A 17,579-nucleotide genomic window follows, 5' to 3' on the forward strand; every position below is an offset into this window, starting at 1 on the left:
CGGGGCCAGGGCACGGCAAAGCGCGAAGGCTATATCAGCCCCGCTATTTCTGCGTACCCACTCGATGTCATGCAGATACTTTATCCCCCGCACAGCGGACCATGCTCAGAATATCTGCAAGAGGTGTCTGGATCGCTCCTTCTGGCTGGCATATGGCCAGGCCAGAGGCACTTCAGTGGCTCGCAAGTGACTTCCGTCTCGGTATTTCTATCTCTATTTCTCGTTGTTTATCAGTGTCTCTCATCGGGGGTTTCAGGGGCTTGTCACCTGGGGTTTTCGGGTTATGGTTCAGGCATGAGTGGACGAATTTCGATGTCGCGGGCCGCTGCGGTCCGGGCGGCACAGGATGCGAAGGCGAGGCGGGACGCGGAGCGTCTTCGCCGCGAGAAGCAGGTGGAGTCGGCGCTGGCCGACTTCTACGAGCAGAGGGGGCGCGCTGAGTCGCTCCGGTCGACCGCGAGTGCTCGGGCGGCGAAGATCGTGGCGGACGCTGAGGCCGCTGCGCAGAAGCCGGAACGGCTGGCACGAGCAGCCATCGCGGTGCTTCAGGATCTCGGCGAGACTCGCGATCAGATCGCGGAGCTGACGGGCCTGGCCTTGGCGGAGGTGAGGACGGCTCTGGCGGAGGCTACGGCTGTCGGCCCCGGGCAGCCGGTGGCGGAGGACGGCGGCTCGACTCCGGCGGAGTCGCTGGGTGAGGTGACTGGGGCCAGCGAGGCTGAGGCGGGCGAGCACACTCGCGCGTTGGTCGACACGGCCGAGCCGTCAGCAGCCAGTGCCGTGGCGGCGACCGAACGGCCGCGTGCGGCTGCGGACTCCCCTGTGTCGGCTCATGTCGCGTCGGGGCCGTCGGCGATGACCACGTGAGGCTGGAATCCGGCTGGTGCTCACAGCAGCGGCCGGCGTGTTGCAGAGCTGCGAAAGCGCCGCCACCTCGACTCCTCCGAGGTGGCGGCGCTTTGGCGTCCGCTGCGAAAGCGATGGTGTCGGTCGGCGGCACCGTCGTCTCAGCGGTCACCGCAGAGCGGTATCTCCGCGGGGATCGGTACTGCGCCCGTCGTTCCCTGTTCCAGGTCCCTCGCTGTCGCGGGCTGGGGGCTAGCAGCCGTGCGAGTCAAGGATCTGCCGGGAGGCACCATCTGCCGGGGTGAGCTGGTGCAAGCCTCCGGCGACGGCATGGTCAAGACGCAGGGGTGGGAACGTCGTGTCGAGCGGGACGACGGTCATCCAGCCGGCGTCGGAGATGGTGGTGACGTTCGGCTTCCCGGTTCCGTACGGGCTGTTGTGCAGGCAGCGGCCCGGACCACCGAGCTGGCGGTCATAGCGGGCCATCGGGTCTGGAAAAACCCAGGTGGCGAAGGCACTGGCCTGGCTGCCGATGCACACGAGTGCGGCAACGGCCACTCCGACGTGCCACCAGCGCGCGCCGTAGCGGCGGAACACTGCCGCGGCCACGGCGTACGTGGCCAGGAACCCGATGAGCCCGGCGGCTGCGATGGCGACGTACGCCCAGAGCCGATGGTCGTCCAAGAACCTGGAAGTGAGCGCGACCCAGGCAGCCACAAGCGCCAGCATCAGGGTTGCGGCCCCGCCGAGCGCACCCGCGACCGGCGAGTAGCTGGGGTTCCCATGGCGGTCGGGCTCAACCGGAACGCGCGCGGTCAGAAGGGTGGGCGGCATGTGCTACTTCCTGATCTCGGCGTTTCGTAGCCGAACGATACTAAGTCACTGGGGCCATCGTCCTACGAAGACCCCGCCACCCCACGCCGAGGCGGCGGCGCTTCGCGTGCGAGAGCTACTGGCCAACCGTCCGTCGCGCGTGTGCTTCGTCCAGGAATCGGCGGTACCACCTGGGGGACAGGGCACGCTCACCACGGACACGTGCAGCGCTCAGCAGGTACCCCCCGACCACCGCCGCGAGACCTGCGGACGCTACGAGGATGAAGCCGACCATGGACGCCGCGCTCGAACCCGGGATGGTGGCCAGCAGGAGCACGCTGCCGACCATGCCGATCCCGAAGATCGTCCAGCAGATCGCGAGGCGTCTCCACAGGGGTGAGCCCATTGCCCACCATCGCAGTACGGCCATGGGGGGAACTCCTTGGGGATGGAAGCTGAGCGCCGACCAGTCACGGCCACGATCGCGGATCGTCCGACTTACCGGGGCCGGCGCTTCCTCGGTCCGGTGGCGGAGGCGGCTTGCCACGCGATTCTACCGGCGAGGGCGCGCGGAACGTGCCCCGAGCTGGTACCGCCTCGGTAACTGCTCAAGGGCGCCGAAGCGGCCGTGAACGGCTACGGTGCCGCCGACCGTCTCCGGTCGGCGGCACCGTAGCCGTTGCGTGGGTGCGGCTACTTACTGCGCGTCGTCGCGGGGCTATTCCAGAAGGCGTCGAACACCTTGGGGTCGTAGCGCTTGCCGTCCTCGGTGTCGATCGGGGGCGGTACCGGCCGATCAGGGTCGGCGGCTTCCTCGGCGCGGCTGAGCCGGTGGGTGATTGCGCTGGCGGTGACGCCGTAGTAGGCGGCCAGTTCGGTGGCGGATCGCAGGGGGCCGGCGAGCCACACGCGGTGTTCCACGGTGCCGTTGGGGTCGTAGCCGAACTCGCGGAGCCGGGCGTTCTGCTCCGCGGTGGGCTTGCCGCTGGCGGGCAGGTAGCCGAGGTCAACCAGGACCGCTCGCTGGTCGTCGGTGAGCGGTCCGCTCTTCGGAAGGTAGCCGAGTTCCCAGAGCGCTGGGAGGAGTGCCTGCGCAGGCCAGACCCGTGCCCGGCCGACCTTGCCGCTGCTCAGCGAGGCGATCTCGGGGCGGCGGACCAGCGACTTGACCGCCTCCTTGCCCTTGCCGGTCAGCCGCTCGATGGTGGCCGTGGTGAGGACATCGACCACCGGCGCGTCGGTCGGGGCTTCGGCACCGGCCGAGGGCTCGACGGTGCCGCGCGGACCGGAGCGTCCGGCGCTTGCGCTCAGCCACGCCTTCACGTCGCCCCATCGACGTGTGCCGAGAGAGTCGGCGGGCGGGAACGGCCTGCGGCGGCTGGCCTTGTAGAGCGACGGGTACGCGCTGAGGGTGTTGCGCTTGATGCCGGTGCGGCTCGCGATCTCGGCGATGGTGAGCCGGTCGTCGTCGTCGCCCGGCAGTTCCGAGACGTCGACGCGGGCGGCCTGGTTGTCAGCCATCCACGTCGCGCAGGCGTCGCGCGGGAACCTCTGCTCGCCGTGCGCCCCGGGGGCACCGGCGTCGGGCCAGTCCGGGAGCTTGGTGAGGCGACGGACGGTGGCCTCGGACAGCCCGGTGACGCTGACGATGTCGGCGACACTGAGGATGTCGGTCGGAGCGGCGGCCAGGCGCTCCGCGAGCGTCAGGGCCGTCGGAGCGGCGGGCATCGGTGGTCTCCTTCGGGTGAGGCCGGAGGGAGTGGCTGCCTCCCCCATCCGACATGGACTAATCTACCTGCGCGAAGTGGCGGTCTTTCGGGATCGGTGTCTTCGTGGGAGGGGGCCGGTGGCTTGCCCAGCCGATCCATCGAGGTCGGCACGGTTTCGGCCGTGCCGCCGGTCCCCGACTTTCGCTGCGGTCAGGCCGCGAGCGTGATCATGCCCGGTGGCGTCGGGGTGATCTGGTGGTGCAGCCGATCCCACCAGGCGCCGAACGCCGGCCGCTCCTTGGGCTGGACTCCAGCCGGTGCGAGAGCAAGGCTCATCTCGATCGCGGGGTATCCGCCGGTGCGGGGGATGATCTCGGCCCGGGTGATGCCGTGCCTGTCCGTGGTGGTGCGTCCGTACGCCAGCGTGTTGAGGACGAACCGGGCGTCGTCGTGGTGGCCGGTGAACTTGGTGCGGACGCTGCGCCAGGCCGCCCCCTTGGCCGTGGGGTCGTCGCGGCGGGGGTGAATGATCCTGCGGACCTCGTAGACACTCCATCGCTGGCGTCGAAGGTGTTGCTCGAACTCGGCGAGGACCTCGATCAGCCCGTGGTTTCGGGCGAGGTCCTGGGCGGCGACGGTGCCGTAGAGCTTCGAGCGAGCGTTGAGCGCGAGGGCGGTGTACTCCAGCGCGAGTGCCTGGGCGCCGATGGCGGGCTCGGCCCGCCATCGCTCGATGAGGTCCGCGCGTCCGCGACGGCCGGCGGAGAACGGACAGTATCCGCACGCGCTCCTCGACCATCGCTCGCCGAACTGGTCGAACAGGTACTGGTCGCACTGGTGGCGGTCCCAGTGCCAGTCGTCAATCAGCGGGTACTCAGGCAGGCGGCCGATCGCGGTGAAGCCCTCGTCGCGTGCTGCCCTGCTCAGCTCCTCTGCGGCGAAGCCGAGGACGTGCCGGAACGGTCGGCCGCCGAACTCGTCAGCCAGCCATCTGTCGAGCACCTCGCCTTTCGCTCGCTGGCTGGCTGCACAGTCTGCGCTTGGCCGCGACCTGGGGCACGGTGCCGCTGGCACGCAGCTCGTCGGAGAGCCGCCACGGCCCCCGCATGATCAGTTTTCTGGGGTTGCGGGAGTCGTCCAGCACGGTGCAGCCGCCCTGCTGGCTGGTGCGGCTCACCTGGACGAAGCGCGTGCCGGTGCTCCGCATCAGCGGGAGCAGATGGTCCTCGTTGAGTCGCCGGGTGACGTCCGGCTCGTCGCCGGTCATCGCGGTGAGCACGGTCAGCCGGGCCAGCGGGAAATCGCGGCTGGCTGGTTCGCTGAGCCAGCGGGTCAGTATGGACGCACTGTCCAGGCCCATTCCGTAGCTCAGCACCACAGGAAGGGCGGTCTCCGGGCCTACGGGGCTGCTGCGGATCATGCGGCACAGCCCTCCGTACGGTGCGGGAGCGTGAGGGTTCCGGGTCCGTACGGCCGGAGGGCTCGTACGGGGTCGTCGTCCGTACGCTCTGCGGCCTCGATGATCTCGGCCATGGAGAGGTCGCGGCGGAAGGGCTGGCCGATCTCGTCCTCGACCAGGGCGTAGTCGAGTGCGGTGTCGGGTGCCAGCCGTGCGGCGGTGATGAGGTGGCGGCGGCCGGCGAACGGGCACAGCTTGCAGGACAGGCGGGGTAGGTGCTGGTAAGCCGGGTGTGGGGGGATGCCGCTGTCCCGTACGGTCTTCCACACAGCGTCGGTGCTGAGTTCGTGGATGGGCAGCCATGTGGTGATCTGGCGTCGGCCGGAGCTGGCCCCGCGGTCAACGGCGACGGCTTGGCGCCGTCGTCGTACGGGGCTCTCAGCGGCGCGCACTCCGAGCGCGGTGACGATGTGCGCGGGCCTGCCGGGGATGGCGAGTCGGCTGGTCAGCTCGGTGTAGAACTTCCTGGCCACGTCTCGCTTCAAGTACGAGCGGCAGAACGGAGTGCTGGGACCGGGCCAACGGCCGCGTGCACGGACCAGGTCGAGCAGGCCGCCGCGCTCGCGGCGTCGGACCTCGAAGGGCAGTCCGTACGCGGCTGCCTGGTCAGCGGCGAGGACGGGGACTCCGCCCCACTCGGCGTCGCCCAGATCCAGGTGGAGCACGACGGTGCGCTCCAGCATCTCCTCGGTGGCGGTGGTGGCCCACAGGTGGAGGCTCGCGGCGCTGTCCTTGCCTCCGCTGTTGTTCCACACGTAGGCGTCGGCGTCACGCAACTGCGGCGGTATGTGGAGGGTGGTGCTCACGTGCGGGTTCCTCGAACGGGTTGGGTGCGGGCTGGGCGTTGGGCGGTGCGGGTTGGGCGTCTTCGGTGTCGCGGGGTGTGGATCGCAGTGAGGTGCTGCTGGGCGCCCGTACGGTCGGGCAGCTCGGCCACAGCGGGGGCAGGAGCGGGAGGGCGGCAGAGTGTGCGGGCCTCGGATACGCGCTTCTCACACCACGACCGGCTGTAGCCGGTCGCGCGTTGCAGCTTGGGATAGTCGGGGACCCACGTGGGGTCTGTACGCATCTGGGCGAGCAGGTCGGTCAAGACACGCGCCCGGCTGGGCCGGTACTGCGGGGGCAGGGACTCGGCGGGCTCGTCCTGCTCGGCCGGCTCGTCCTCGGGTTCGTCTTCCGAGATGGCGGGCTCGGCCTCGTCCTCCGGTTCGACCGGTTCGGTGTCGTTCTTCGGCTGAACCGGTTCCGGGTCGTCGTCCGCCTCGGTGGCGGGGGTTTCGGCTTCCGTGGTGCCAGGAGCCGGGTGCTCGTCCTCGGTGTCCGCGCCAGGGGCTTCAGGTTCGGCGTTCAACGGGAAGGCCGGGCGGCTCTCGATGATGCCCGCCGCGGCGCCGAAGGCGAGGCTGGGCCAGGCGGCCATGACGTATCCCCAGGGTGTGGATTGTGCGACGGCTAGGTTGGCGGCCAGGCTCATGACGATGCCGAGCGCCAGGACGCAGCGCGGCCAGCGGTCGGGCTGGCGGTACCGCCTGCGGCGGCGGATCTCGGAGACGGAGCCGAGGGCCATCAGCTCGACGCTGACGGCGATGGCGAAGGCGACCCAGCCGGTCTGGCCGGCCCGGATGGAGGTCTGGACGACGTGGGTGAAGCTCACCGCGAAGGCGGCTATGCCGAGAACGCCGACGACGAGGTTGGCCGTGAGAGCGTCGGCGTCACGGGGCTGGTGCCAGCGTGGGGGCGGTGCCGCTGTCGCGCCTGCGCGCGGTGGTGGTGTGCTGGGTTTGGTCGCGGACGGGGTCACGTGGTCTCTCGGGTTCGTGGGAGGTGCGGCCCGGTTGCCCTCCGGGCCGCACCTGTTCGTGTGTCGGGGTGGGGTCTGGTCAGTGGGCGGTGCGCAGGTGGCGGCGGCGTTCCTCGTCCACATGGCCCTTGCCGAGGGACCTGAACGACCAGGTGCCGCAGGTGCACGCGGCCTTGGAGTACGCACGACCGGGGCACCCCGCTACGAGGGGCTTGCCGCTGCTGGTGTGCTTGTGCTCGGGCGGGCACGGCGTGCCGTCGGCGTGGTGGTCGGTGCGGGCCGCGGTGAACCTGGGCGCGGGGGTGGGCTTCGGCTGCCGGGCCCGGAGCGGGCCCGGCTTGCCGTTGCTGCCGCTGCGGCTGAGGGCTTCCTGCTCGGCGTCCCATTCCGCTTCGGTCTGGGCGTCGCCGACCACCACGGGTTCGGCGTGGTCGAACCAGGTCTCCCAGTCACCGGTAACGATGCGCTCGGCCTCGGGCTGGGCCGCCTTGCGGGTGGGGGCGAGGATCGGCACCAGGTGCACGGTGATGACGTCGACGGGGACGAGGTACTTCGGCATGCTGCTGGCTCCTGCGGTGCGCGGGGGTAGGGGCCTGGTGTCTGACCGGGCCTCGGCGCGGTCCGGAAGGTGTCCGGGCCGCACCGGGGCGGGTCAGGACGCGGCGGCGCCGGCCAGGTGCTCCCAGTGGCTGCCGTTCCAGAACTGGGCCGCTGCGCCCGGGGTGCGCGGTAGTCCGAGGGCTCCCCGTAGACGGCGGCGGTCGTCCGTGGTGGCGGGCATCGTGATGGCCCCGCTGATCGTGGCGGTGCCGTTCGGGGCGACTTCGCGGAGCAGGGTGCGCCCGTGGAGTGCCTGGGCGCGGAGCAAGCGGCTGACGTTGAACTCCTCGATCAGCAGGTCCAGCAGCAGGGAGAGGCTGACCGGCTGGTGCTCCAGACGGCAGGCGTCGGCGAACTGGGCGAAGTCGTCCGCCGGGAAGTCCCCGTGGGGCACGAACTCGGTGGTGTCCCCGTCGCCGTAGTTCTCGGCGAAGCCGATCGTGCGGCCTTCGAGGCTGAGGGTGGCCTGGAACGGCGTCCCGCGGAGCAGCTCCAGCTCCCGGCAGCTGGTGACCTCGTAGCGGGGGTGGTCGGGGGCCTGGAGCCCGGTGTGGGGCAGGGTGGGCACGGTGGTTCTCCTGGGTGTGACGGGTGAAGGTGGCTGCGGAGGGGCGCCGCGCGGGGTTGGCCGTGGTGCGGGGTCGATCCCCGCAGCTCGGCACCCGGGCCGGTGGGCCGCCCGCTGCGGGGCCGGTAGAGGCCGGCGGGCGGTACGGCGGGTAGTGCTGTGGTGGGAGAGCAGCGGGAGGGGTTCGGCCGTGGTGCGGGGTCGATCCCCGCAGCTCGGCTCCCCGGCCAGTGGGCCGCCCGGCTTCGCGCTGGGCGGCCGGTGGTCCGGCTGACCGGGCCGGTCAGAACGGCTGCGGCGTGAATTCCCTGATGACCTTCTCGATGCCGCTGGTCGTCTTCTGGAGTTGGTCACGGGCCTCGGCCGCGCGGTCGTCGCACAACTCGAAGTAGCGGACTTCGTCCTGGGAATCGACGGGGAAGCCCTCGCGGCATGGGTCGTAGGTGGGCAGGGCCGCGCGGAGCTTGTCCTCCCAGTCCTCCTCGAAGGTGGTGACCTCGGCGACGAGATCGCGCAGGCGGTCAGTGATGGCGCTCATGGTGGGGTCTCCCGGGGTCGCGCTGGGGTGTGGCGGCTGGTCGGTGCCGGGGTCGCCGCCCGGCCACGGTGGGCCGGGCGGCGGGCGGTCACAGGGAGGCGGCCAGCTCCATGGCGCGAATGCCGAGCGATTCGAGTTCGGCGGCCTCGTCAGCATCGGAGAGGGTCTGGGCAACGGAGGTGACGGCGTGCATGACGCCACCGGCGGACAGGTCCGCGCCCTGGATGAAGTGGGCGAAGATGTCGCGCCGACGGCCCTCGGTGAACCTCAGCGTCTGGCTGACGTTGGTGATCACTGCTTCGGGGTCGGCGATCCGGGTGGTCGCCGTCTCCTCGATGGAACGCAGGTACCGGGTGATGTAGTTACGGTCAAGGAAACATCGGACCGCGTCGGTGGTCTTGGAGGTGATGAGGCTGAGCGTGCGGGCCTGGGTCTGGTCGCTCCACCGGACCACCCCGTCCTCCTCGCGCCCGCCGACGTGCACCGACTTCATGGCATCCCGGGTGATCGTCGCTCCGTTGTTGCAGACCTGGAAGACCAGTCGGGGCACGATACGGAACGCGCCGCACCCGGTCTCGCTGTTGCTGATCTCGAACCCGGCGAAGACGGTCGGGTTGTCCGCGCCGCTCGCGCCGCTGAACGGGCTGCGGTAGTTGCGCAGCAACTCGGGCGCGTAGGCGCGGATTTCATCGGCGACGACGCGGACGTACATCTTGCGGTCGGTCAGGTCGCAGCTGTCGATGCGGACGGCCACACCAGCGGTGGTGATGCCTTCGAGCGCGGCGGTCAGCACGTCGAGATTGTCGATGATCCGGTATCCGTTGCTGAGGAAGGCACGGGCGACGTTGCCCTCCTCGCCGCCGCCGGGGCGCAGGGCGCGAACCATGAACGACTTGTCGGTGCGGGCGAGCCAACCGTTGACGTTGCTGTCCCACAGCTCGGGGGCCTCGACGCGGGTCTTGCGCAAGTAGTTGGTCGGGATGCCGAGCTTCTCAGCCAGCCCAGCCTCAGCGACGCCGGTCGGCCGGAAGACGTCCGGAACGCTGGTGACCCCGTCGGGGGTCAGCTCGTGCTCGGTGCCGTCGATCACCAGGCGGCCACCGTCGGCGCGGATGCCGGAGGCCGGTGCGATCACGTCGAGCTTGCGCTTCTGCTCATCCCACAGCACGTCGGCGATCTCGCGCAGGCCAGCATTTCGGGTCGGGGTCTTCAGGGAGATGGTCAAGGTGATTCCCTTCGCAGTGTCTTCCGTGGGTGCCGATCGGGGTTGCCCTCCCCGACCAACAAGACAAGTATATATCAGTAAGGGTTTTTAGGCAACTTCCTGGAGATGGGTCACCCCCGGGGAGCGGCGGTCAGCACTTCATCGCCGCCAGGTCGGCCATGTCGCGGAAGTGGGCCACGGTGACCATGTCCGCCCAGCGTCGGGCGCTGGTGGCCGACGCTGCGGCGCGCGCCGACCAGTAGGCCCCTGCGGTCACGCCGGGTCGGATCACAAGGTCCGGGCTGATCACGAAATGGCTTCCGGACAGGTAGACGTCACGCCATATCGAGCCCATGGCGTGGAGCGCGGCGACGAAACTCCAGCGCAACTGGGCGTGCATGGTGAGCCTGCGGTCCGTGAGTCCCGCGCTGACCTCGCGGGTGCCTTCCTCCAGGAAGGCGTCAAGCGCGACCAGTGCTCGGCATGCACTGCCCCAATCGCCCACGGTCAGCGGCTCGACGGCGGGCAGGGTGGCCAGCTCCCCGGGGGCGACGTGCCCGACCACGTCGGCGGCGCGGTCGAAGCGCGTGCCGACGTCTGCCAGGACGGACAGGACTCGCCGGGAGCGGGCGGGCTGGTCGCAGGTGAGGACGTGCTGAACGTCGATGATCTTCATGGGGATTCCTTACGGGTGCGAGATGGCGGGCGGGACCGGCCCGGCGGGACTGCCGGGCCGGTCGGCAGGGTCAGCGGGGCAGGCCGGCGGTCCGGAGCAGGCCCGCGAAGCTGCGGGCGACGGCGGGGAGGTCATCGCGGTCGCGCGTCCACGTCGGTGCGCCCTGGCAGCGGTTCTGTGCGGCGGGCTCGGCGTAGATCGGGCCGTGGTATAGGGCGTAGTCCTCGCCGGGGGCGGGGATGCGCAGTTCCCAGGTGCCCAGCTCGTCGCACATGATCTGAACCGCCCAGGTCCGGGCCTCGTGGACGATCACGACGGTCCGGGGCGCGCGGGGGATGCCGAGTTCGGTGAGCCGGTGGTCGAGATCGAGCGCCACGGCAAGGCGCTCGGCGTAGGGGAGTTCGGCGACCGCCTCGGGGGTGAGCCAGCACCAAGCGCATCCGGGGCCGTCGGTGTGGCCGCACTCGGCCCGCTTGTCGTCGTTGATCTCCTGGAGACGGGCCATGTCGAGAGTCGCCGTGGTCATTCGAGCGCCTTCCGGTCGGGTTCTTCGTGGGCGGCGGCCGGGGTTGCCCTCCCCGACCAACAAGACAAGTTTATATCAGTGATGGTTTTCAGGCAAGTCCGAGGGCAGACCTTCCCCATGTCGGAAGAATGACTGACGTACCGTCACTTACGAGCGCATACGTCCACCTTCGCCCCCGATGGCGGCACCAGCACCGCCACCGGGAGCACTGGCCGTCAGAGGTCGTCGGTCTCGGCGAGTCGCTCGTAGGCGGCGTCCTCGCGATAGCGAAAGTAGGCCGAGTGGGTCAGCGCCTCGCGGTCACCGGGAACCTTGAGGCCGTCGGCGAGGTGGAGCAGCGCGGTGATCACGTCGCGGATGATCACCGACGCGCCCTCCGGCTTGGCGGGCTCGCCTTCGTAGGGGCCCGGCGCGAACGCGAGGAAGGCATGGACCGCCACCAGAGCGGCGTCAGCGCACTCGTCGGCGGTGCGCGCGGGAACAAGGGCGGTCACGTGGATCTCCGTAGTCGTCGGCTGAATCGGGGGTCGGGGCGCGTCGGACTACTCGGCCAGGGCGGGGATGCTGGCGGCGCGCGTGGGGGTGAAGTGGAGATCGCGCTCCACGATGATCGGAACCGCCACCTGCCCCTGACACGCCGACGGCGTGACACAGAGCTCCTCCAGCTCCACCAGGTGGATGTAACCCCATTCGCCGGTCGGGTAGTTGACCCGCGCCCACCCGAACGCCAGGCCGGTGGATGGGTCCACCTCGGCGATGTACCAGTCGGAGCCGCCAGTGAAGTAGTGGATGTGGAAGACCTTGTCTCCGACCGGCTGATCCTCGGTCGCATACAGCCCTGGGATCTTGGCGAGTTCGGCGAACGGCGGATAGAACGCGTGCCCCCTGATGTGGCGGTTCTGCTCAGGCATCGCACCCCAGGCCCAGGTGCCGGGTTCGATGTTTGCGCTGTTCAGGTCGGTCATATGCTGCCTCTCGACACGGTGCTCGTGGGCCAGGCTGCGGGTTGCCCTCCCGCCGACCTGATGACATAAGTCTATAGCATTGAGGGTTTTTAGGCAAGTCCGAGGGGTGTGGCCCCCTCACGCCGGATAGCCGACTGACAGACCGTCAGTTACGAGGGCGCACCTCCCCCGTCCCCCTGACAGGCGCCCGGGGTCCGGGGCTGAGAGGCCGCCCGGGTCAAGGGCCGGCCGAAGGCCGGTGGCGAGCCACGCGACCGAAGGGAGCGCCCTTGACGCGGGCGGCCGGCCCCGGAGAATCAGGGCCGCGCAGGGGGCCGGGGGAACCGCGCAGCGGGGCGCCCGGAAAAAGGCCAGCCGCGCCGCAGGCGCGCCCGCTCCCCGCCGCCCCCGGCTGCGGCACCGGGCCTTCGCTCCGGTGGTGGTGCCGCAGTGGGTGTCAGGCTGGGGCCGGGGCGGCTTCCTCCTCTGCGGGGATCTCCACGGCGAGTGACGGATGGGTGATGGCGATTCGCCGCAGGTGGTTGCGGGCGTCGGCGCGGGCGGCCAGGCTGGGCGAATCGCGGGCGGCCTCGGCGAGGTACTGGGTGAAGGTGGCGAGCGCCGCTGTGGTGTACAGGGTGATCCGGCGGGGCTGGAAGACGGCCGCGGGGTCGCCGAGGCGGCGGGCGGCCGACCATGCCCGGTAGACCTCTTGGTCGCCGGGGGTGAGTGGCTGGTGTCCGGCGAGTCGCCCGCTGAGCCAGTCGGCCAGATATCCGCCGACCTCGGCGGTCGCGGTGGGGCTGGCCTCGGGGGTGTGCAGCCGGGTCCATCGGTCGAGCTGGGTCTCCAGCGCGGACAGCCGCTTGACGGCGGGCCGCAGGTGGTCGGCTTCGCGGGTGATCATCGAGAGTTGGTCAGGGGCGACGGACCGCAGGTAGCGGGCGTGCTGGGTGTGTCGCTGGGGGTCGGCGCGGTGGTTGGCGATGATCGTTTGTCCGATGTCGCGGGCGCGGGTTCGGGCGGCCTCGGTGGCCAGCTCGTAGGTGTTCCGGTGGAGCTGCTCCCAGGGGTCGCGGTGGCCGGTCGTCCCCGGGGGCGGGATGGTGATGCCGTCGTAGATCCATGAGTTGTGGACGGCGAGGCGATCGGTGTAGCCGCTGGGATTCTCGGTCGGGTCGTAGCGGCCGGAGGTCAGGCGCAGTCGGGTGTAGGCGTCGGGGTCGTCGCGTTCGCCGGGGGCGGCTTCGGGGTGGAGGGTGATGGTTCCGGTCACGTAGGGAGCGCGGACGGTGTAGTAGGTGAGGCCGGTCTGCCCGTACTCGACTTCGTAGCGCAGGAGCAACCGCGAGGCAGTGTGGGTGGTGATCAAGGGCTCTCCGGGTGGCCGACCGGGCGCGGTGGCCCGGTCGGCTCGGGGGTCGCAGTCAGCGGCGGACGGCGGACGGGTTGGGCAGGACGGGAGGGATGCCGTGCTGCTCGGCAACGCTGTTGATCTGCGTCGGCAGTCGCATGACGACGGTCTGAAGCCACAGCAGGCCGACGACGACCGCGAGCATGAGGTAGACGGTCAGCAACTGGTTTCGCAGTGCGCACACCGCGCCGATGCCGGTGAGGGCGAGGACGGCGGCGAACAGTGCGCGCTGGATCGTGTTGATGGTGCGGGTGAGGCTGGCCTTCGGGGATGTCGGCGCGTCGCTCACGGGCGAACCTTTCATCGGTGGGGTTCGGCGGGAGCCGGGCGGGGCGCCGGTTGCGCCCCGCCCGGGTCGGATCATGCCGTGGCCGGGATCGACCAGGCGTTCACGGCGGGCGGGGTGGTGGGCATGGGCGGCCACTGCTGCGCGGGCGCCGAGCCCTGGGCAGGCGGCGACCACGGCTGCGCGGGGGCTCCGGTCGGCTGAGCGGGCGGCTGGCCGGCCGTTCGGCCGCCGGACTTGGTGATCGTGGCCGAAGCGAACCGGAGCGTCGGGCCGATCTCTTCGATCAGCAGCTCGGTGTAGACGCGGCGGGGTCCGTCGCTCGGCTGCTGAACGCGCTGCTTGAGCGCGCCGGAGGCATGCACGCGGGTGCCCTTGGTGAGCGACTCAGCGATGTTCTCGGCATACTGTCGCCACGCCACACACGGCATGTAGAGGGTGTCACCGTCGCGCCAGCGCCGGTTCGCGGCGTCGTAGGTCTTCTCGTTCGCGATCACGGTGAAGTTGACCACCGCCGCGCCGCCGTCCGTGTACTTGAGTACGGGGTCGTCCGCGAGGTTGCCCGTGATGGTGATCTTGGTCTCGCCTGCCATGGTGCTGCTCCTCTTAGCGCTCGATGTGGGCGCCGCCGCGCGGGCCCAGGGCGATCCGGACGTCAGGACCGCCGTCGAACGGCACACCCACACCGGCCATCTCTTCCGCGTCGGCGAGCATGCGCCCGTCAGTGATCGCGTAGAGGTCGACCCAGGACTGCCCGTTGCAGCCGCTGTAGGGATCGCGTGCCCGCGCCCGCAGCCGGTCCGCCGCTTGGCGGATCGACATGAGGGCCTCGGGGCCGGTGCTGCCGGAGGAGGGGGTGGTGAAGTACGCGATGTAGCGGGGGTTCGCCATGTCCGCCTCCGGTGTGCTGTGGTCTCCGTTCGTCGGTCGGGGGTACCATCCCCTCCCAACAAGAACAATACTATAGCATTGAGGGTTTTTAGGCAAGTCCGAGGGGTGTGGCCCCCTCACGCCGGATAGCCGACTGACAGACCGTCAGTTACGAGGGCGCACCTCCCCCGTCCCCCTGACAGGCGCCCGGGGTCCGGGGCTGAGAGGCCGCCCGGGTCAAGGGCCGGCCGAAGGCCGGTGGCGAGCCACGCGACCGAAGGGAGCGCCCTTGACGCGGGCGGCCGGCCCCGGAGAATCAGGGCCGCGCAGGGGGCCGGGGGAACCGCGCAGCGGGGCGCCCGGAAAAAGGCCAGCCGCGCCGCAGGCGCGCCCGCTCCCCGCCGCCCCCGGCTGCGGCACCACCACCGCCACTGGGAACACCGATCATCAGAAGCTACGCGTGGTGTCGAACAGATCCGCATCTACAGCGGGGCAGATCGGCATGGTCACGGTTCGTTGGTCGGGGCCGGGGCGACCTACAAGCCAGTGTGCCGTGAGGTGCTGGGCGTGCTGGCACTCGGGGTTGTGCTCGTCGCCGACGGCGGGGCGTTCGGGGGCATCGCGGTGCTCGTCCGGCTCCGGGAAGAAGAGAAGGGGTTCCGGTTGCGGGGCGATCCTCGACCTGCGGACCAGGGCCAGCAGGGGCTCCGGGCGGTTCTCGGTGTCCGACGGCAACGGCGCTCCTTGGTTCGATGGGCTTGGGTGAGCGTAGTCAGCGGTGGTGGACGCTGGGCACCTTCGGTGGAGAGGTCACGCTGGCTCGGCCTGTGCTTTAGCCTGGAGGTCCGCTGCCCCTCCGTTCGCGGGGGTGCCGTGGTCTCTGGCCGGTGGATGCGTGCCAACGCCCTTCGGGGTACCCGCTCGCGGGTGTGTCCACCGGCCTTCTGCGTGTCTGCGGTCAGCGGCGGATGGTCGGCCGGTTGACCGGCTGGACCGGCGGCGGGGGCTGGATCAGCGGTGCTGGGGTTTGCACCGGGGGCCTGGCGGCCGGACTCGTCGGCCGGGCGGGCTGCTGCTCGGTGAGGTCGGCCAGCATGGCGCGCAGCGGCCCGGCGTTGCCGTTGAACGAGGCGATCGACGCGAGGGTGTTGCGGTCGGGGTCGAGCCGGGTCCAGTCGACGGGGTGACCGGCGTCGGCCGCGAGCTGGCCGAGGAACGCGCGCTGAGTGCGGCCGTTGCCTTCGCGGAACGGGTGCAGCGCGTTGACGTCACCGTAGAGGTCGGCGAGGCCGGTGAGGAAGCTGTCCCGGTCGAGACCCTGGAGGTGGTTCTGGCGCCGGGCGAGGCGCCCGAAGGTGTCGGCGGCGAAGTCCGGGATCATCCGGACGAGGCAGAACTGCGTGGTGTCCTTGGCGATCTCGATGGAACGGGTCTGCCCGGCCCACGGGTAGATGCTGCCGAAGATCTCGCGGTGGAACGCTTGGAGGTGGGCGAGGTCGTAGTTGCCCGGGATCGGCCGCTCGGCGAGCCGGGTGAGCCTGGCCGCTGTGATGTCGGCCTCGGCTGCGGCGAGGGCTTGGGGGTCGGTGATGCCGAGGCGGTTGCGCAGGACTCCGCTCGCCGGGTCGGCGTAGGGGTCGGCCATGGTCAGTCGGCCGGCTGCTGGTCGTCCGGAACCCGGTGGCGGGCCTCGGCGCGGGCAACGAGTTCGTCGGCGGAGATCCGGCCGGCGACGTAGGCCGCGGCGTCGTCGTCGTAGGCCGCGGTGGTGCTGAGGCCCTCGGCTCGCACGGAGGCGGAGGCGGAGCCGACCGCTCGGCGGCGGTCCTCGGGGGTGGTCGGGTCGTGCATCGTCGATTCTCCTTGGTTAACGGCGGCGAGCGCAGTCGTTCACATCAGCTTACGTGGGTGCGGTGGCGAGCGCCCTGTTCCCAGGGGGGCGGGCGATGCGCACGGCCGGGCGGGCGCGGCAGGTGGCCGGCCCGCTCGGTGGTCGCGGGCGTGGGGGAGGGGGCTCGATGCCCCCTCCCCCACGATGCCGCGCGCCGCCCGGGTCGGGCGGCAGGATCAGGCGGCGAGCAGCTGTTGCAGGTCCGCCGGATCGGCCAGCGGCGTAACGCTGGCGACGGCGCTACCGGTGCCAATGAGGGCGGCTTGTACGGCCGCCCGGCCCCGCTCGCGGCTCAGCTTCTCCTGAAGCGCCGCCGCTTCGGTCTCCATCTCTCGGATGGCTTCCTGGTGGCGGCGGTGTCGCGCTGGGGCATGCTCCTGGTCGTGGGCACGGCGCAGCTCGGCGGCCCAAGGTCGGGAGAGCATGTGCCGGGTGATCGTGTAGACGATGGCTGCGGTCCTGCGCCGCGTGCCCTCGGGTGCCTCGGGCGCGTAGGTGCCGCCGCTCTCCCGCCGGACCACCAGCCACCAGGGGCCGGTGGGCTTCATCGCCTCGGCGTGGAAGCTGGCCCGGTCGGCGAGTTGGACGCCGAAGACGGTCGGCGAGTCCTCGAAGTGGTGGATAAACGGACTCCGCTCGGGCTTGCCGTAGGTGATCTCCATGGAGTCCCCGTCGCAGCAGTCATGGTGGTAGTGCCCCGACTCCCACCCCACCGTGATAGTGCCCTTCAGCTCCGCGATCCGGTACAGGGCGGCTCCCTGTCCCCAGTCCAGGGTGATCGTGGCATGCATGCCGTAGCCGCCCGGGGTGGTGAGGGTGACGTACTGAGGGGCGGTCGGTCGGATGTCCATCACGCCGCCGCCTTCGCGATCGCCGGACCCGCGAAGTCCTCGAAGTGGGGCAGGGCTCCGGCGGCGAGGTCCTCGACGGCGGGCAGGTTGCTCCAGTGCGAGGCGGCGTGCTTGTAGGCGGTGGCCCAGAGGTTGAGCTGGTCGGTAAAAGCGGGCAGGTCGGTGACCACGGTCAGCAGGCCGCCGAGACTGACGCGCAGCTGCGGCGCTCCGGTCGGGCTGGCCGCGCCGGTGAGCGCGTTCACCGCCGCCGGTCGCACCGGGTTGTTCAGACGGACGTGCCCCGACACCTGGCTCTCGGGCTCCGGGATCGTCCCGGTCTCGACACCCGCGAACAGGGCATCGGCCTGGTCGGCGGCGGCCGACCACGCGGTGTACGCCTCGTAGGCGGGCTGAGGGTGTGCAATGCGGACCCGGGCGGAGGGCATGGTCAGCAGGATGGTCCGGGCGATCAGCACGGCACGGGCCTCATGGCGGCCAGCGAGGTGCACGGCAAGGTCGGTCCGGACGGCGGGCGGTCGGCGGTCAGTGGTGGCGAGATACAGGTGCACGCGGAACTCTCCCGGTCTGGGTGACGTGGTCG

At 70.6% G+C, this 17,579-nt stretch carries 25 protein-coding genes; 1 reads left to right on the plus strand and 24 read right to left on the minus strand.

Annotated features, from left to right (window positions below):
- The first annotated feature begins 294 nt into the window (after positions 1-294).
- On the plus strand, positions 295-867 hold the full coding sequence (locus BS75_RS18845; RefSeq protein ID WP_152645795.1) for a hypothetical protein: 573 nt from the start codon (positions 295-297) through the stop codon (positions 865-867).
- A 231-nt stretch (positions 868-1,098) separates the two neighbouring features.
- On the opposite strand, the gene BS75_RS44485 is transcribed toward BS75_RS18845, so the two are convergent.
- The 24 genes from BS75_RS44485 to BS75_RS18960 all read right to left on the minus strand — a co-directional run bounded on the left by BS75_RS44485 (position 1,099) and on the right by BS75_RS18960 (position 17,547).
- A complete protein-coding gene (locus BS75_RS44485; protein WP_052069531.1) occupies positions 1,099-1,680 on the minus strand; it encodes a hypothetical protein in 582 nt (193 codons plus the stop codon).
- Positions 1,681-1,795: 115 nt separating this feature from the next.
- Positions 1,796-2,089, minus strand: a complete 294-nt coding sequence (locus BS75_RS18855) for a hypothetical protein (RefSeq protein ID WP_152645794.1) — start codon at positions 2,087-2,089, stop codon at positions 1,796-1,798.
- A gap of 263 nt (positions 2,090-2,352) precedes the next feature.
- Positions 2,353-3,387, minus strand: coding sequence for a helix-turn-helix transcriptional regulator (locus tag BS75_RS18860; protein ID WP_034089086.1), 1,035 nt, complete (start codon positions 3,385-3,387; stop codon positions 2,353-2,355).
- 191 nt (positions 3,388-3,578) lie between these two features.
- Positions 3,579-4,370 (minus strand): hypothetical protein, encoded by a 792-nt coding sequence (locus BS75_RS43425; RefSeq protein ID WP_052069532.1) that lies wholly within the window; start codon positions 4,368-4,370, stop codon positions 3,579-3,581.
- The gene (locus BS75_RS44490; RefSeq protein WP_052069533.1) at positions 4,348-4,788 is read right to left on the minus strand and encodes a hypothetical protein; all 441 of its coding nucleotides are present in this window, start codon (positions 4,786-4,788) and stop codon (positions 4,348-4,350) included. Before BS75_RS44490 ends, BS75_RS43425 begins: the two co-directional genes overlap by 23 nt.
- Positions 4,785-5,633, minus strand: a complete 849-nt coding sequence (locus tag BS75_RS18870; RefSeq protein WP_052069534.1) for a phosphoadenosine phosphosulfate reductase domain-containing protein — start codon at positions 5,631-5,633, stop codon at positions 4,785-4,787. Before BS75_RS18870 ends, BS75_RS44490 begins: the two co-directional genes overlap by 4 nt.
- Positions 5,630-6,628, minus strand: a complete 999-nt coding sequence (locus BS75_RS44495; RefSeq protein WP_160312246.1) for a DUF2637 domain-containing protein — start codon at positions 6,626-6,628, stop codon at positions 5,630-5,632. The genes BS75_RS18870 and BS75_RS44495 overlap by 4 nt, the downstream gene beginning before the upstream one ends.
- Before the next feature lie 79 nt (positions 6,629-6,707).
- Positions 6,708-7,187, minus strand: coding sequence for a hypothetical protein (locus BS75_RS50385; protein WP_231607826.1), 480 nt, complete (start codon positions 7,185-7,187; stop codon positions 6,708-6,710).
- A gap of 93 nt (positions 7,188-7,280) precedes the next feature.
- Positions 7,281-7,796 (minus strand): hypothetical protein, encoded by a 516-nt coding sequence (locus BS75_RS18885; RefSeq protein WP_034089087.1) that lies wholly within the window; start codon positions 7,794-7,796, stop codon positions 7,281-7,283.
- Between the two features lie 283 nt (positions 7,797-8,079).
- Positions 8,080-8,334, minus strand: a complete 255-nt coding sequence (locus BS75_RS18890; RefSeq protein WP_034089088.1) for a hypothetical protein — start codon at positions 8,332-8,334, stop codon at positions 8,080-8,082.
- An 88-nt stretch (positions 8,335-8,422) separates the two neighbouring features.
- On the minus strand, positions 8,423-9,559 hold the full coding sequence (locus BS75_RS18895) for a hypothetical protein (RefSeq protein WP_034089089.1): 1,137 nt from the start codon (positions 9,557-9,559) through the stop codon (positions 8,423-8,425).
- A gap of 130 nt (positions 9,560-9,689) precedes the next feature.
- On the minus strand, positions 9,690-10,214 hold the full coding sequence (locus BS75_RS18900) for a hypothetical protein (RefSeq protein ID WP_034089090.1): 525 nt from the start codon (positions 10,212-10,214) through the stop codon (positions 9,690-9,692).
- Positions 10,215-10,284: 70 nt separating this feature from the next.
- Complete coding sequence (locus BS75_RS18905) at positions 10,285-10,740, minus strand: hypothetical protein (RefSeq protein ID WP_034089091.1); 456 nt, start codon at positions 10,738-10,740, stop codon at positions 10,285-10,287.
- Positions 10,741-10,955: 215 nt separating this feature from the next.
- Entirely contained in the window at positions 10,956-11,234 is a 279-nt protein-coding gene (locus BS75_RS18910) for a hypothetical protein (RefSeq protein ID WP_034089092.1), read from the minus strand.
- Positions 11,235-11,282: 48 nt separating this feature from the next.
- A complete protein-coding gene (locus BS75_RS44500) occupies positions 11,283-11,705 on the minus strand; it encodes a DUF2958 domain-containing protein (protein WP_052069536.1) in 423 nt (140 codons plus the stop codon).
- A gap of 436 nt (positions 11,706-12,141) precedes the next feature.
- Complete coding sequence (locus BS75_RS18920; RefSeq protein WP_034089093.1) at positions 12,142-13,056, minus strand: hypothetical protein; 915 nt, start codon at positions 13,054-13,056, stop codon at positions 12,142-12,144.
- A gap of 55 nt (positions 13,057-13,111) precedes the next feature.
- Entirely contained in the window at positions 13,112-13,387 is a 276-nt protein-coding gene (locus tag BS75_RS18925; RefSeq protein WP_034089094.1) for a hypothetical protein, read from the minus strand.
- 71 nt (positions 13,388-13,458) lie between these two features.
- Positions 13,459-13,977, minus strand: coding sequence for a single-stranded DNA-binding protein (gene ssb / locus BS75_RS18930; RefSeq protein WP_052069537.1), 519 nt, complete (start codon positions 13,975-13,977; stop codon positions 13,459-13,461).
- 13 nt (positions 13,978-13,990) lie between these two features.
- Positions 13,991-14,275, minus strand: a complete 285-nt coding sequence (locus tag BS75_RS18935) for a hypothetical protein (RefSeq protein WP_034089095.1) — start codon at positions 14,273-14,275, stop codon at positions 13,991-13,993.
- 426 nt (positions 14,276-14,701) lie between these two features.
- Positions 14,702-14,989: a hypothetical protein gene (locus tag BS75_RS18940; protein ID WP_034089096.1), complete on the minus strand. Its 288-nt coding sequence runs from the start codon at positions 14,987-14,989 to the stop codon at positions 14,702-14,704.
- A 223-nt stretch (positions 14,990-15,212) separates the two neighbouring features.
- On the minus strand, positions 15,213-15,899 hold the full coding sequence (locus tag BS75_RS18945; protein WP_063771467.1) for a Fic/DOC family protein: 687 nt from the start codon (positions 15,897-15,899) through the stop codon (positions 15,213-15,215).
- 2 nt (positions 15,900-15,901) lie between these two features.
- Positions 15,902-16,105 carry an antitoxin VbhA family protein gene (locus tag BS75_RS18950; protein WP_034089097.1) on the minus strand — a complete coding sequence of 68 codons (204 nt, stop codon included), beginning with the start codon at positions 16,103-16,105 and terminating at the stop codon, positions 15,902-15,904.
- Between the two features lie 216 nt (positions 16,106-16,321).
- Complete coding sequence (locus tag BS75_RS18955; protein ID WP_152645793.1) at positions 16,322-16,996, minus strand: hypothetical protein; 675 nt, start codon at positions 16,994-16,996, stop codon at positions 16,322-16,324.
- The gene (locus BS75_RS18960) at positions 16,996-17,547 is read right to left on the minus strand and encodes a hypothetical protein (protein WP_034089099.1); all 552 of its coding nucleotides are present in this window, start codon (positions 17,545-17,547) and stop codon (positions 16,996-16,998) included. The genes BS75_RS18955 and BS75_RS18960 overlap by 1 nt, the downstream gene beginning before the upstream one ends.
- Between the last annotated feature and the right edge of the window lie 32 nt (positions 17,548-17,579).

This window comes from Streptacidiphilus albus JL83 (assembly GCF_000744705.1).
GTDB classification, from domain to species: domain Bacteria; phylum Actinomycetota; class Actinomycetes; order Streptomycetales; family Streptomycetaceae; genus Streptacidiphilus; species Streptacidiphilus albus.